Here is a 13348-nt window from a genome sequence, read left to right as displayed (position 1 = left end):
GGCCCTCAGCCGCTCACGGGCGGACGGCGCAGGGCGTAGATCACGAAGCCCAGACCGATCAGGATCATCGGCAAAGACAGCTCCTGTCCGCGGGTGATCCCCCAGACGGGACCGCCCAGAACATGGCCCAATGGATTGTCCGGCGTGATGAAGCGCGCATCGGCCTGACGGAAGAATTCGACGATGAACCGGCTGATGCCGTAGCCCGCGACAAAGATCCCCAAGGCGAGGCCCGGCCGTTTAAGGCCGCCCGAGCGCACCAGCACCAGCAAGATCAAGCCGAGCAGGATGCCCTCCAGCCCCGCCTCGTAAAGCTGGCTCGGATGGCGTGCGCAAAGCCCTTCGACACCGGGGCAGTTCTGCGCGGCCTCGCCCGGAAAGATCACGCCCCAAGGCAGATCGGTCGGACGGCCCCACAGCTCGGCATTGATGAAATTCGCGACCCGCCCGAGGCCCAGCCCCACCGGCGTCGCCACCGCCAAAGCATCCGCCAGCCGCAGCGCGGGGATGCCGTTCTTGCGGCAAAACACCCAGGACGCCAGCACGACGCCCAGAAAACCGCCGTGAAAGGACATGCCGCCCTGATCGACGCGGATGATCTGGGCAGGATTGGCGAGGTAGAAACCGAGATCGTAAAAGAGCACGAAGCCCAGTCGCCCGCCAAGGATCACGCCGACGATCACCCAGGTCAGAAGCTCCTCGACCTTGCCCGGCGCCATCGGCGCGCTGCCGCCCCAAAGCGCGGGGCGCTTCATCAGCTGGACGATGATCCACCAGCCGGCCAGCAACCCGACCAGATAGGCCAAGGCATACCAGCGCAACGAGAAATCCTGACCGAAGAGATGGATGGTGAAAATCTCGGGCGCGATATTGGGAAAGGGGATCATGGGGTCCTCGTCTCGCCTGCGGCTGTCTGGTGCGGTGTCGGGGCATGTTGCGCGGACAGGCCACGCGACCAACCGAGGGACATTGAACCCGCCCCCCGAGAGGGCCATATAGAACTAGACCCAGATCCGAAAGGCCACCCATGTCTGCACCCAACCGTATTTTCGACGATCTCAGCAAGTTGATGACCAATGCCGTGGGCGTGGCTCAGGGCGCGAAAGACGAGGCCCAGACCGCATTCAACGGCTGGATCGACCGCTGGCTTGCCGACCGCGACTTTGTCACCCGCGACGAATTCGAAGCGGTTCGCGAAATGGCGATCAAGGCACGGACCGAAAACGCCGAATTGCGCGCGCGTCTCGATGCGCTCGAGGGCAAAACCGGCGCCTGAGGCGCTTTGCCCGCCGCAATCCTTTGCGGCCCCGGCATGCGGGGCCGCGTTATGGCGTCGTGCGCAGCAATCAGGGCGAAAGCTGGTCGCGCAATGTGCCGGCTTGGTCGTAAAGCAGGATCTCGCCGTTTTGTGTCACCACAACGATCCAGTTGCGGGCGAAAGTCACCGCTTCGGCGGTTGCGCCTTGGGGCAATGTGATCGTATCGGGAAGCGTCGGCAGCGGCGCGGCGCCCAGCCTCAACCACAAGATCGCGACGATTGCCAGAATGCCGAGCCCCATGACCACCGCCAAACCCGTGACGAGCGCGCGCAAATAGCGCACCATCGGCACATCGCCCTCTGCCCCGTTCTCATTCGCGAATTTTCCAGACATGCCCGACCTCATCATCACCCTGCCCGACGGCACGACCGATAGGCTTGATAAGGCGCTTGCCGCCGCCGCGCCAGAGGAAGCCGCGCTTTCGCGCTCGCGCCTCGCCAAACTGATCGCCGAAGGCGCGGTCAGCGGACCGGAAGGCGTGATCGGAGACGGCAAGGCCAAGGCTTTGGCCGGCGATTATGTGATCACGATGGGCGAGCCCGCCCCGATCGACGCCCAGCCCGAGTCGATCGCGCTCGACATCGTCTACGAGGACGACGAGCTGATCGTGATCGACAAGCCTGCGGGCATGGTGGTCCATCCCGCCCCGGGCAGCCCCTCGGGGACGCTGGTCAATGCGCTTCTGGCCCATTGTGCGGGCAGCCTTTCGGGGATCGGCGGCGCCGCACGGCCCGGCATCGTCCACCGCATCGACAAGGAAACCTCCGGGCTTTTGGTCGTCGCGAAAACCGACCGCGCCCATCACGGCCTTGCCAAGCAATTCGAGGACCACAGCGCTTCACGCCGTTATCTCGCGCTGGCTTACGGCGTGCTCGACCGCGCCGATCCGCGCATCTCGGGGCTCAAAGGCACGAATTTCGAACCGGGCGGCGTACTGAAAATCACCTCGCTGCTCGGCCGCCATCCGACCGACCGCCAGCGTCAGGCGGTCAGCTTCGTGCATGGCCGCCATGCGGTCACCCGCGCACGGCTGATCGAAAGCTTCGGCAATCCCGCCGGTGCGATGCTGGTCGAATGTCGTCTGGAAACCGGCCGGACGCACCAGATCCGCGTCCATATGACCTATGCCGGACTGGGGCTGATCGGCGATCCGACCTATGGCGGCAACCGCAAACTCTCGCCCAAGGCCTTCGCCCCCGAGGCGGTCGCGGCGGTTGCGGCCTTCCCGCGGCAGGCGCTCCATGCCGCCCATCTGGGCTTCCTCCATCCGGTCACCGGAGAGTTACTGTCCTTCGAGAGCGAACTGCCTGAAGATATGGCACAATTGCTCGACATCATGCGCGGCTGAGGACGGGGGTCACGAAAGCGACAGACCGGAACTCCGCAGGCCCGATGCGCGTTACTTAGGCAAACCGCGATGACGCGGGATCAGGGAATTTTGAATGGCCAATTACACGTCACTTCCGGCTCCCAGCCCCGAACAGGGTCTCAACCGCTACTTGCAGGAAATCCGCAAGTTCCCGCTGCTTGAGCCGGAAGAAGAATATATGCTCGCAAAGGCCTGGGTCGACCACGAGGACCCCGAGGCCGCGCAGAGACTCGTCACCAGCCACCTGCGTCTGGCGGCCAAAATCGCGATGGGTTATCGCGGTTACGGCCTGCCGCAGGCCGAGGTCATCTCGGAGGCCAACGTCGGCCTGATGCAGGCGGTCAAACGCTTCGACCCCGAAAAGGGCTTCCGCCTCGCGACCTATGCGATGTGGTGGATCCGCGCCTCGATCCAGGAATATATCCTGCGCTCGTGGTCGCTGGTGAAAATGGGCACGACCTCGGCGCAGAAGAAGCTGTTTTTCAACCTGCGCAAGGCCAAGGCGAAACTCGGCGCGCTGGAGGAAGGCGATCTTCGTCCCGAAAACGTCGCGCAAATCGCCAAGGACCTGAACGTCACCGAGCGCGAAGTCATCGACATGAACCGCCGCCTTGCCGGATCGGACGCCTCGCTCAACGCGACCGTCGGCTCGGGCGAGGGCGAATCCGCCGCGCAATGGCAAGATTGGCTCGAGGACGAGAATGCCGACCAGGCGGGCAACTTCGCCGAAGTCGACGAGCTGGAGACCCGCCGCGCCATGTTGATCGCCTCGATGGATGCGCTCAACGATCGCGAAAAGGACATCCTGATGGAGCGTCGCCTGCGCGATGATCCGATGACGCTCGAGGATCTCTCGGAGCGTTACGGCGTCTCGCGCGAGCGGATCCGCCAGATCGAGGTGCGCGCCTTTGAAAAGCTTCAGGACCGGATGCGGGTTCTGGCGCAGGAAAAGGGCATGATGATCCCCGATCAGGGTTAAGCGAGGCAACGGGGATGAAATCTCCGGATACGTGACATGCGAATGGCCGGTCTTTGGGGCCGGCCATTCGCTTTGGGGCAGCCGCCTTCGCCCGCCCCTGCTGCAGCTTGACGAGAACGAGCCGGAGATTGGCGGGAGGCTTGTCGCGGAACGCGGACAGCCGCCCCGCGCGGAACGCGGACAGCACGCTGGCCTCCGTTCGGCAAAGCCTGCCGGACGCCGCAAATGCACCCGATCCACGGCATTTTGCGAGAATACTTGATCCGCCGGGGCTTTGGCCGCAGTTGGGGGATTGCCAATCCGCCTGCTTCGCGTCCATGTCCCGAACCAAGGTTGACCGGCGCGATCCAGCGCCTAAGGTCGAATGTGTCAACAGGGATTTTCCGCGCAGAAATGACAGCGCTCAACCAGTATCAGCGACTTGAAGCGGTCGGCCTATGGCGCGAGACGCCGCAATCAAAGCCGCGCGATGTCATCGTCTCGTTCGGCGAGGCGACGCTGATTCTGACCGATCCCCGTTCCGATGTGCCGCTGGCCCATTGGTCGCTTCCCGCCGTCCACCGCATCAATCCCGACATGCAGCCCGCGCGCTATTCGCCGGGGCGGATGGATGCGGATGAAGAGCTCACGGTCGAGGACGATCTGATGATCTCGGCCATTTCCCGTGTCCATCGCGCGATTGCCGCGAGCCGCCCAAATGCGGGAAAGCTGCGCAATTCCGTGCTTTTGGCCGGTGCTTTCATGGTCTCGGTGCTGGGCTCCATCTGGTTGCCGCCCGCTTTGGTGCGCCATGCCGCCCAGGTCGCGCCACCGGCGCAGCGGGCCGAAATCGGGCGCATGGTTCTGGCAGAGATCGCGCTTGTCACCGGCTCGCCCTGCAAACGTCCGGCCGCAGGTCCGGCGGCGCAGCATTTTGCCGAGGGGTTGCTGGGGCCGGGCCGCCAGATTGCGGTTCTGCCGACCGAACTCGATGCCGCGATCAACCTGCCGGGTCCGATCACGGTGATCGGAAGCCATCTGATCGCGGGCCAGCAATCGCCCGAAGTCGCGGCGGGCTATATTCTTGCGGCTGAAGCCGCGAGCGAAGATGCCGACCCCTTGCTCGCCGCCTTGCGCTACGCCGGACCGCGGGCGACCTTCCAGCTGATGACCTCGGGCACGCTGCCGCGTGCGGCGCTCGACGGATATGGCGAGAAGCTCCTTTCTGCGCCGCAACTGCCCGTGGACGAAGAACATCTGCTCGACCTTTTCGAGCGTGCGGGCGTCGCGAGCGAGCCCTATGCCCGCGCCCTCGACCCGACGGGCGAAGCGGTTCTGGGTCTGATCGAGGCCGACCCCTACCGCACCATCCTGCCCGCGCAGCCCATTCTCGACGACCGCGAATGGGTCGCTCTCCAGCAGATCTGCGACGAGTAGGTCGAGGCCCGCCGTTGCTCCGCGCATGGCGCTAACGCGCGAAAGCATCGCGAAATCCCGCCTTGCGCAGCTTGTCGAGCGCCATGACTACAGCCTGTCGGCTGTTGAACGGGCCCGCCATGACGAGATGAAGCCCCTCTCCCTTTCCTTTGCCGCTCGATTTCAGGATCGGCAGGCCCGAGCCCGTCAGGCGTGCAATCGCGCGTTGGGCATTGGCGGGATCGGCATAGGCCCCGATATGGACATACCGCGCACCGGGCGGCACGAGATCGCCCAGCGATCGCGCCGGCCCGGTGGTCACGGGTGCCGATCTCGCGCTAGCTGCAGCGCTGCCTGCTCTCTGCCCCTTGGCTGGAGCTGCCGTGCCGGTTCCACCCTCCTTGACGCCTTGGCTGCGCCCCCCGCCTTTGGTCGCTTTCGCCGGCGGACGGGCGGGGGCAAGCGCGGCGGTCTTTGTCACGCTGCCCGCAGCATCCGCGCCGAGCCGATCCCCCTGCTGCCCATCCCCCGCACCCTCGCCCCCCGAATGGCGCAGAGACGGGGGAACCGGCCGCGAGAAGGCCAGCCGTGCCAGATCGTTGCGCGGCAGATCGGCGCAAAAGCCGCCCGAAGGATCGCTGCCCAAAGCGCCTTTTCCCCCAGCCGGACCGGTCTTGCCGTCAGGCGCACCGTTGTAGCCCAGAAGATTGCAAAGCTCCTGATTGGGCCGCAACCCGCCGCCCATTTTTGCCGAGATCGCGGGCTTGGCAGCCATTTCGGCCCGCAACTCCTCGATCGGGCCGCTTTGGGCAGGCTCGGGCCCCATATCGGGCAGGGACGCAAGCGGTCTGGGATCGCTGGCGAGTTCTCCGGCTTTGAGATTTGTGATCAGCGCTTCGGTCAGAACCTGCTCGATCTGTTGGGCGCGGCTGCCCGCGCCGGTTTGCGCCGAAAACAGCGCCGGTCCCTGATCGGGCCCCCTGCGCCGGGCCGAGAATGTCGGGGGATAGCCGCAAAGCATGGTGCCGTCGCGGGCCTGTCTCGCAACCCAGACCGCACCGTCGCGCAGAAAGACGCAGCCCTTGCTGTCGATATACTGGCGGGCGGTGAAATCGGGAGGCGGCTGTTCGGCCGGAGGGAGCCCCGACGCGTAAGCGGCACCGCTTGTCAGCAGTGCCGCCAGAAAAATCAAGACTTTCGGCCAAGCCATGCGCCCATCCCTTTTGCCGCGAGACAGCTTTGTCTTAGGCCACAGGCATGAAGCGCAGGTTAACGCGCAGCCTTATTTCGTGCCGAACATCCGGTCGCCCGCGTCGCCCAGACCCGGAACGATATAGCCGTGCTCGTCGAGGCGCTCGTCAAGCGAGGCGGTGACGATGCGGACATCAGGATGGGCCTCGCGCATGCGCTTGACGCCCTCGGGTGCGGCCAGAAGGCACAGGAAGCACAGGTTTTTCGCGCCGGCCTGTTTGAGCAGATCGATGGCCGCAACCGAGGAGTTCCCCGTCGCAAGCATCGGATCGACGACGATGGTCATGCGCTCGTCCAGAAGGTTCGGCACTTTCGAATAATATTGCACCGGCTGGAGCGTCTCGGGGTCGCGGTAAAGGCCGATGAAGCCGACGCGGGCCGCGGGGATCAGCTCCAGAATGCCGTCGAGCAGACCGTTGCCCGCGCGCAGGATCGAGATCAGCGCCAGCTTCTTGCCTTCGAGCGTCGGCGCTTCCATCGGGCCGAGCGGGGTTTCGATCGTGGTCGTGGTCACATCGAGATCGCGCGTCACCTCATAGGCGAGCAGCAGGCTGATCTCGCGCAGCAGCCTGCGGAAACCGGCGGTCGACGTCGATTTGTCGCGCATGATGGACAGCTTGTGCTGAACCAGCGGGTGGTTCACGACGGTCAAATGCTCGGTCATGAGAGCTCCTTTTGCAGGCGGGTCTTGGTGTCATTGTCACAGAACGCCGCGTCGATAGCCCAGAGGTTGAGGCGGCGAAAGTCCTCTTCGTGCCATCCGAAGGTTTCCGCCAGTCTTTCATATTCCTGCCGTAACGTCGTGCGGAAAAATGGCGGATCATCGGTCGAAAGCGTAACGCGGATACCGGCGTCAAGCAGACGCGCCACCGGATGGGATTGCCAGTCGCGGTAAACGCCGAGCGCGATATTCGAGCCGGGGCAGCATTCAAGCGTAATGGCGCGCTCTTCGAGGTGGCGCATGAGGGCGGGATCCTCGACCGCGCGCACTCCGTGGCCGATCCGCGTCACGCCGAGCGCCAGCACGTCGCGGATGCCCTCAGGCCCGCCCCATTCGCCGGCATGTGCAGTCAGGCCCAAGCCCGCCTCGCGCGCACAATCAAAGGCCCATGCGAAGTCCTTGGCGGCACCGGCATTCTCGTCGCCCGCCATGCCCAGCCCGCTGCACCAGCCGCCCGAAGTTTCTGCCGCGCAGATCGCGGCCTTGCGGCTTTGCTCGGCCCCGTAATGGCGGATCACGGTCGCGATCGCTCGGCTGTCGATGCCTTGCCCGCGCAGCTTCAGCGCGACCTCCTCCATCGCGGCCAGATAATCGCGCCAAGCCGACAGATCCCCGCCGCCGCAGAAATCGGGCGAAACGAAAAGCTCGCTATAGATCACGCCGTCCTCGGCACGCTCCAACAGGACTTCTTCGAGCAGGCGCGCATAGTCGCGCGGGGTCGTAAGGATCCCCGTCACGCCCTCGTAGACGCGCAGGAAGTCGGCAAAGCCGTGATAGGCATAGCCGCCCCCCTCGTCGAAAAGCCGCGAGAGATCCTCGCGCTTTTCCTTGGCGAGGCCGCGGATGAAAGCGGGCGGGGCCGCGCCTTCGAGATGGAGGTGGAGTTCGATCTTTTTCATGCAGCCTTCAGGAATGAACGTCCCGGGCCCTGCGGCGCGAGACCAAGGTGATCGGCAATCGAGGCCGCGACATCGACAAAAGCCACTTGTCCGACCGGCATCGCGCCATAGCCCCAGCCCAGCACCGGCACGCGCTCGCGGGTATGGTCGGTGCCGCTCCAGCTCGGGTCGTTGCCGTGATCGGCAGTGAAAATCGCGAGATCGCCCGGTCGCATCCGCGCAAGGAAAGCTCCCGCAACCCTGTCGAACCATTCGAGCGCGCGCCCGTAGCCCGCGATATCGCGGCGATGGCCGTAGAGGCTGTCGAATTCGACGAAATTTGCAAAGGTCAGACTGCCCGCCTCGGCCGTATCCGCAAGGCGCAGAAGATGGCCGGACAAGGCCGCGTCGCTGTCGCCTTTATGCAGATGGCTGATGCCGCGATGCGAGAAAATATCGCCGATCTTGCCGATCGCATGGGTTGCGCGCCCTGCCGCGAAGGCGCGGTCGAGGATGGTCTCGCCCGGTGCGGGGATCGCGAAATCGCGGCGGTTGGCGGTGCGGCGGAAATCGCCCTCGCGGCCGGAAAAGGGCCGCGCGATCACGCGCCCGACCCGCATCGGATGGACCTTTTGCGCCACGGCACGGCAAAGCGCGTAAAGCCGCTCCAGCCCGAAGCTGTCCTCATGCGCGGCAATCTGGAGCACGCTATCGGCCGACGTATAGCAGATCGGCCATCCCGTCCGCAGATGCTCGGCCCCGAGAGCGGCGAGGATCTCGGTCCCCGAGGCGTGGCAATTGCCCAAAATGCCCGCCGTTCCCGCCAAAGCGGCAATCCCGCGGCTCAATTCGTCGGGAAAGCTCGGGATTGTGTCGGGGAAATGGTGCCAGTTCCACGGCACCGGCACGCCCGCCAGCTCCCAATGGCCCGACGGCGTATCCTTGCCCGGCGAGACCTCGGATGCCGCGCCCCATAGGCCCTGCGGTGCAGCGCCAAGGCCCGCGACCACCATGCCCGAGGCCAGCGTCAGCGCCGCGCCCAGCCCCAAAGCGTCGAGATTGGGCAGATGCAGCGGCATCTCGCGCGCGATATGGCCAAGCGTATTGGCGCCGCTATCGGGCAGGGTGCCGTTGAAGAACCGCTCCGCATCGGGCGCGCCGCCAATGCCCACGCTATCCATGACGATCAGGAAAGCGCGGCGGGCGGGGATTGCGTCAACCATGACGGGTGATCCTTTCGCGGATCAGCGGCTCTGCCGGAGGGGGCGCGAGGTCGATGCGGTAGGCCGCCTGCACCGCGAGAACCGCGCGCTCCGCACCATCCGCATCCGCCGCATGAACAAAGGCCAAGGGCTCGCCCGCCGCAACCGGCACGCCGATCCGCGCCAGTGCGGCAAGCCCGACAGCCGGATCGATGCGGTCGGCGGAGTGCAGGCGTCCGCCGCCAAGGCGCACGACGCTTTGCCCCAAGGCGGTGGTCTCGATCGCGCCCACGAAACCCGCAGCGGGCGCGGGCACCGGCAGCACGACCGGCGCGCGCGGCAGGTAGCGGTCGGGATGCTCGAGCAGATCGCGCGGCCCTCCCTGCGCTGCCACCATGCGCGCGAAATGCTCGGCCGCTTTTCCCGAGGCAAAGGCCGCACGCGCGCTTTCGGGAGCGAGACCCGCGAGCGCCAGACAGTCTTCGGCCAAAGAGAGCGACAGCTCGAAAAGCGCGCCCTGCCCGCTTTGGAATGCTGCGATCACCGCGCGGATTTCCAAGGCATTGCCGGCCGCATCGGCCAAGGGCTGATCCATATCGGTGATCAAAGCCGTGGTCTTGCAGCCCACATCATTGGCGGTCGCGACCAACGCCTCGGCCAAGGCGCGCGCGCTCGCCCTATCGCGCGAAAACGCGCCCGAGCCGCATTTGACGTCAAGGACCAGCCCCTCGATCCCCGCCGCGAGCTTCTTGGACAGGATCGAGGCAGTAATCAGATCGAGACTTTCGACCGAGCCGCTCTCGTCGCGGATCGCGTATAGGCGCGCATCGGCTGGGGCGAGCTGACGGTTCGCGGCGACAATGGCGCAGCCTGCCTCGCCCACGACCTTGCGGAGCGCCGCCTCGTCGAGGTCGACGCGAAAGCCCTCGATCGCCTCGAGCTTGTCCAAAGTGCCGCCGGTATGACCGAGACCGCGCCCCGAAATCATCGGCACATAGGCACCACAGGCCGCGAGAACCGGCGCGAGGATCAGGCTCACGCTATCGCCGATCCCGCCGGTCGAATGTTTGTCGAGCACGGGTCCGGGCAAGTTCCAGCGCAGGACATCGCCCGAATCACGCATGGCGCGGGTCAGGGCAACCCGCCCCGCCGCGCCGGTCCCGCGCAGCAAAACCGCCATGGCAAAGGCCCCCGCCTGCGCATCCGAGACCGAACCATCCGAGAGCCCGCGCGCGATCAGCGGCGCGCCCGCTTCGGTAAGGCCGCGCCCCTCGCGGATATCCGCGATGACCGGACGCGGGTCGCTCATGCTTTGGCGGCCATATGCGCGGCCTCGAACCGGCCGGGCAAAAGCGCGCCGATCGTCGTCTCGATCGTGGCACCGTTGGTGGTTGCAAGCAGAACCGGCACGTCGGGCGCGCCGAATTCGGCCAGCTTTTGGCGGCAGCCGCCGCAGGGCGGCGTCGGGGCGGCATTGCCGGCGATGACGCAAACCTCGACCAGACGCGTCTCTCCGGCGGCAACCATCGCGGCAATCGCGCCCGCTTCGGCGCAAGTCCCTTCGGGATAAGCGACATTCTCGACATTGCAGCCCGAATAGATCCGCCCCGAGGCCCCGCGCACCGCCGCGCCGACCTTGAAATCCGAATAGGGCGCATAGGCCATTTCCCGCACCGCGCGCGCCGCTTCCAAAAGCATCATGACACCCTTTCGTCTTGCGCGCCCGCCCTGACCGGCAAGCGCTGTGTCCGGCCGGAGCACCGGCCGCTTTCCTTGTCCTGCCCCCCGCCGGACGACGCAACATGTGACGCAATCGGGGCACAGCTTCTTCGGCATATTCTTGCGCGGCGCACCGATCTGTTGCAAGTCGCACCGCGCCCTCTGTTCCCCGCCGAAAAAATAGTTTAACGCTGAACCATCTGCAGGAGGACCAGATGAAAGAGCGCAGGCAGGATAACGCAAAACAGGCGGCATTGGACTACCATCAGTTTCCGCGCCCCGGCAAACTCGAGATCAGGGCAACGAAGCCGCTGGCCAACGGCCGCGACCTGAGCCGCGCCTATTCCCCGGGGGTGGCCGAGGCCTGCCTCGAGATCAAGGCCGATCCTGCCAATGCGGCGCTGTATACCGCGCGCGGCAACCTTGTCGCGGTTGTCTCGAACGGTTCGGCCGTTCTGGGTCTGGGCAATATCGGGGCGCTCGCCTCGAAGCCGGTGATGGAAGGCAAGGCCGTCCTCTTCAAGAAATTCGCCAATATCGACTGTTTCGACATCGAGCTGAACCAGGCCGATCCCGAAAAGCTGGCCGAAATCGTCTGCGCGCTCGAGCCGACCTTCGGCGCGATCAACCTCGAAGACATCAAGGCACCCGAATGCTTCATCGTCGAGAAGCTGTGCCGCGAGCGGATGAACATTCCGGTCTTCCATGACGACCAGCACGGCACCGCCATCGTGGTTGGCGCGGCCGCGACCAACGCTCTCCATGTCGTCGGCAAGAAATTCGAGGACATCAAAGTCGTCTCGACCGGCGGCGGCGCGGCGGGCATCGCCTGTCTCAACATGCTGCTCAAGCTCGGCGTCAAGCGCGAGAACGTCTGGCTCTGCGACATCGAAGGCCTCGTTTACGAGGGCCGCACCGAGCAGATGACCGAGCAGAAGGCCGAATTCGCCCAGAAAAGCGACCTGCGCACGCTTGGCGAGGTGATTGATGATGCCGATCTCTTCCTCGGCCTGTCGGGTCCGGGCGTTCTGACACCGGAAATGGTCAAGAAGATGACCAAACGCCCGATCATCTTCGCTTTGGCCAATCCCAATCCCGAAATCCTGCCCGAGGATGCCCGCGCCGTGGCCCCCGATGCGATCATCGCGACCGGCCGCTCGGACTTCCCCAACCAGGTCAACAACGTCCTGTGCTTCCCCTTCATCTTCCGCGGTGCGCTGGATGTCGGTGCGACCACGATCAACGACGAGATGCAGCTTGCCTGCATCAATGCGATCGCGGCTCTGGCGCGCGCGACCACCTCGGCCGAGGCTGCCGCCGCCTATCAGGGCGAAAACATGACCTTCGGGGCGGATTACCTGATCCCGAAGCCTTTCGATCCGCGCCTGATCGGCATCGTTGCGACCGCCGTGGCGAAGGCCGCGATGGAAAGCGGCGTCGCCAGCCGCCCGCTCGCCGATATCGCCGCCTATAAGCGCGGCCTCGACGGTTCGGTCTTCCGTTCGGCCATGATCATGCGTCCGGTCTTCGAGGCCGCGGCCACTGCCGAACGCCGCATCGTTTTCGCCGAGGGCGAGGACGAACGCGTGCTGCGCGCCGCCAATGCCATGCTCGAAGAAACCACGGATACGCCGATCCTGATCGGCCGCCCCGAGGTCATCGAGATGCGCGCAGAGCGCGCCGGTCTGCCGATTCGCCCGAACAAAGACTTCGAGATCGTGAACCCCGAAAACGATCCGCGTTACCGCGATTATTGGGGCACCTATCACGAGCTGATGGCCCGTCAGGGCGTCACGCCCGATATCGCCCGCGCGATCATGCGCACCAATACCACCGCGATCGGCGCCGTCATGGTCCACCGCGGCGAGGCCGACAGTCTGATCTGCGGCACCTTCGGGCAGTATTCGTGGCACCTGAATTATGTCGAACAGATCCTCGCCCGCGACGGTCGGCGCCCGGTCGGCGCGCTCTCGCTGATGATCCTCGAGGATGGTCCGCTCTTCGTCGCCGACACGCAGGTCAACCATGCGCCGACGCCGCAGCAGGTCGCGGATGCCGCTATCGGGGCCGCGCGCCATGTCCGCCGCTTCGGCCTCGAGCCGAAGGTCGCTTTGTGCAGCCATTCGCAATTCGGCAACCTCGACACCGAATCGGGCCGCAAGATGCGCGATGCCCTGGCGATCCTCGAGGCACGCAATGTCGATTTCGTCTTCGACGGCGAAATGCATGTCGATTCGGCGCTGGATCCGGTGATCCGCGAACGTCTGCTGCCCGATTCCAAGCTGGACGGCGCGGCAAACGTGCTGGTCTTCTCGGGAACCGACTCCGCTTCGGGCGTCCGCAACGCTTTGAAACTCAAGGCGAACGGTCTCGAAGTCGGTCCGATCCTGATGGGCATGGGCAACCGCGCCCATATCGTGACCCCCTCGATCACCACGCGCGGCCTGCTCAATATGAGCGCCATCGCCGGCACGCCGGTCAAACATTACGGCTGAGCCCCGACAGCGGGACTAAG

At 65.3% G+C, this 13348-nt stretch carries 13 protein-coding genes; 5 read left to right on the top strand and 8 right to left on the bottom strand.

Annotation, left to right across the window (positions count from 1 at the left end):
• Positions 1-5: 5 nt before the first annotated feature.
• A complete protein-coding gene (lgt, locus tag ACFFUC_RS19125) occupies positions 6-887 on the bottom strand; it encodes a prolipoprotein diacylglyceryl transferase (protein ID WP_377688522.1) in 882 nt (293 codons plus the stop codon).
• 140 nt (positions 888-1027) lie between these two features.
• Here lgt and ACFFUC_RS19120 point away from each other — a divergent pair, with 140 nt between their 5' ends.
• Positions 1028-1276 carry an accessory factor UbiK family protein gene (locus ACFFUC_RS19120; RefSeq protein WP_377688521.1) on the top strand — a complete coding sequence of 83 codons (249 nt, stop codon included), beginning with the start codon at positions 1028-1030 and terminating at the stop codon, positions 1274-1276.
• A gap of 70 nt (positions 1277-1346) precedes the next feature.
• On the opposite strand, the gene ACFFUC_RS19115 is transcribed toward ACFFUC_RS19120, so the two are convergent.
• Positions 1347-1652 (bottom strand): DUF6476 family protein, encoded by a 306-nt coding sequence (locus ACFFUC_RS19115; protein ID WP_377688520.1) that lies wholly within the window; start codon positions 1650-1652, stop codon positions 1347-1349.
• Here ACFFUC_RS19115 and ACFFUC_RS19110 point away from each other — a divergent pair.
• From ACFFUC_RS19110 to ACFFUC_RS19100, 3 genes are all read left to right on the top strand, one after another.
• A complete protein-coding gene (locus ACFFUC_RS19110; RefSeq protein ID WP_377688519.1) occupies positions 1651-2667 on the top strand; it encodes an RluA family pseudouridine synthase in 1017 nt (338 codons plus the stop codon). The genes ACFFUC_RS19115 and ACFFUC_RS19110 overlap by 2 nt on opposite strands.
• Before the next feature lie 94 nt (positions 2668-2761).
• The gene (rpoH, locus tag ACFFUC_RS19105) at positions 2762-3667 is read left to right on the top strand and encodes an RNA polymerase sigma factor RpoH (protein ID WP_377688518.1); all 906 of its coding nucleotides are present in this window, start codon (positions 2762-2764) and stop codon (positions 3665-3667) included.
• A 393-nt stretch (positions 3668-4060) separates the two neighbouring features.
• Positions 4061-5083, top strand: coding sequence for a hypothetical protein (locus ACFFUC_RS19100; RefSeq protein WP_377688517.1), 1023 nt, complete (start codon positions 4061-4063; stop codon positions 5081-5083).
• Positions 5084-5114: 31 nt separating this feature from the next.
• On the opposite strand, the gene ACFFUC_RS19095 is transcribed toward ACFFUC_RS19100, so the two are convergent.
• From ACFFUC_RS19095 to ACFFUC_RS19070, 6 genes are all read right to left on the bottom strand, one after another.
• Positions 5115-6272, bottom strand: coding sequence for an SPOR domain-containing protein (locus tag ACFFUC_RS19095; RefSeq protein WP_377688516.1), 1158 nt, complete (start codon positions 6270-6272; stop codon positions 5115-5117).
• A gap of 72 nt (positions 6273-6344) precedes the next feature.
• Positions 6345-6977 (bottom strand): uracil phosphoribosyltransferase, encoded by a 633-nt coding sequence (gene upp / locus ACFFUC_RS19090; protein ID WP_377688515.1) that lies wholly within the window; start codon positions 6975-6977, stop codon positions 6345-6347.
• Positions 6974-7933: an adenosine deaminase gene (locus ACFFUC_RS19085; RefSeq protein WP_377688514.1), complete on the bottom strand. Its 960-nt coding sequence runs from the start codon at positions 7931-7933 to the stop codon at positions 6974-6976. Before ACFFUC_RS19085 ends, upp begins: the two co-directional genes overlap by 4 nt.
• A complete protein-coding gene (locus ACFFUC_RS19080) occupies positions 7930-9135 on the bottom strand; it encodes a phosphopentomutase (RefSeq protein ID WP_377688513.1) in 1206 nt (401 codons plus the stop codon). Before ACFFUC_RS19080 ends, ACFFUC_RS19085 begins: the two co-directional genes overlap by 4 nt.
• On the bottom strand, positions 9128-10423 hold the full coding sequence (locus ACFFUC_RS19075; protein ID WP_377688512.1) for a thymidine phosphorylase: 1296 nt from the start codon (positions 10421-10423) through the stop codon (positions 9128-9130). The genes ACFFUC_RS19080 and ACFFUC_RS19075 overlap by 8 nt, the downstream gene beginning before the upstream one ends.
• Positions 10420-10815, bottom strand: coding sequence for a cytidine deaminase (locus ACFFUC_RS19070; protein WP_377688511.1), 396 nt, complete (start codon positions 10813-10815; stop codon positions 10420-10422). Before ACFFUC_RS19070 ends, ACFFUC_RS19075 begins: the two co-directional genes overlap by 4 nt.
• Positions 10816-11048: 233 nt before the next feature.
• On the opposite strand from ACFFUC_RS19070, the gene ACFFUC_RS19065 reads away from it, so the two are divergent.
• A complete protein-coding gene (locus tag ACFFUC_RS19065; protein ID WP_377688510.1) occupies positions 11049-13328 on the top strand; it encodes an NADP-dependent malic enzyme in 2280 nt (759 codons plus the stop codon).
• The last annotated feature ends 20 nt before the right edge of the window (positions 13329-13348 follow it).

Origin of the sequence: Paracoccus cavernae (assembly GCF_042430175.1) — a bacterium.
Lineage (GTDB): Bacteria > Pseudomonadota > Alphaproteobacteria > Rhodobacterales > Rhodobacteraceae > Paracoccus > Paracoccus cavernae.
The sequence above is the reverse complement of the archived record's forward strand: the minus strand, read 5'-3'. Positions and strand labels throughout refer to the sequence as shown.

Coding starts and splice junctions, on each gene's coding strand:
- ACFFUC_RS19075 (WP_377688512.1), bottom strand. CDS start 10,423: ATGAGCGACCCGCGTCCGGTCATCGCGGATATCCGCGAGGGGCGCGGC.
- ACFFUC_RS19080 (WP_377688513.1), bottom strand. CDS start 9,135: ATGGTTGACGCAATCCCCGCCCGCCGCGCTTTCCTGATCGTCATGGAT.
- ACFFUC_RS19070 (WP_377688511.1), bottom strand. CDS start 10,815: ATGATGCTTTTGGAAGCGGCGCGCGCGGTGCGGGAAATGGCCTATGCG.
- ACFFUC_RS19100 (WP_377688517.1), top strand. CDS start 4,061: ATGACAGCGCTCAACCAGTATCAGCGACTTGAAGCGGTCGGCCTATGG.
- upp (WP_377688515.1), bottom strand. CDS start 6,977: ATGACCGAGCATTTGACCGTCGTGAACCACCCGCTGGTTCAGCACAAG.
- ACFFUC_RS19120 (WP_377688521.1), top strand. CDS start 1,028: ATGTCTGCACCCAACCGTATTTTCGACGATCTCAGCAAGTTGATGACC.
- ACFFUC_RS19085 (WP_377688514.1), bottom strand. CDS start 7,933: ATGAAAAAGATCGAACTCCACCTCCATCTCGAAGGCGCGGCCCCGCCC.
- ACFFUC_RS19095 (WP_377688516.1), bottom strand. CDS start 6,272: ATGGCTTGGCCGAAAGTCTTGATTTTTCTGGCGGCACTGCTGACAAGC.
- ACFFUC_RS19115 (WP_377688520.1), bottom strand. CDS start 1,652: ATGTCTGGAAAATTCGCGAATGAGAACGGGGCAGAGGGCGATGTGCCG.
- ACFFUC_RS19065 (WP_377688510.1), top strand. CDS start 11,049: ATGAAAGAGCGCAGGCAGGATAACGCAAAACAGGCGGCATTGGACTAC.
- ACFFUC_RS19110 (WP_377688519.1), top strand. CDS start 1,651: ATGCCCGACCTCATCATCACCCTGCCCGACGGCACGACCGATAGGCTT.
- rpoH (WP_377688518.1), top strand. CDS start 2,762: ATGGCCAATTACACGTCACTTCCGGCTCCCAGCCCCGAACAGGGTCTC.
- lgt (WP_377688522.1), bottom strand. CDS start 887: ATGATCCCCTTTCCCAATATCGCGCCCGAGATTTTCACCATCCATCTC.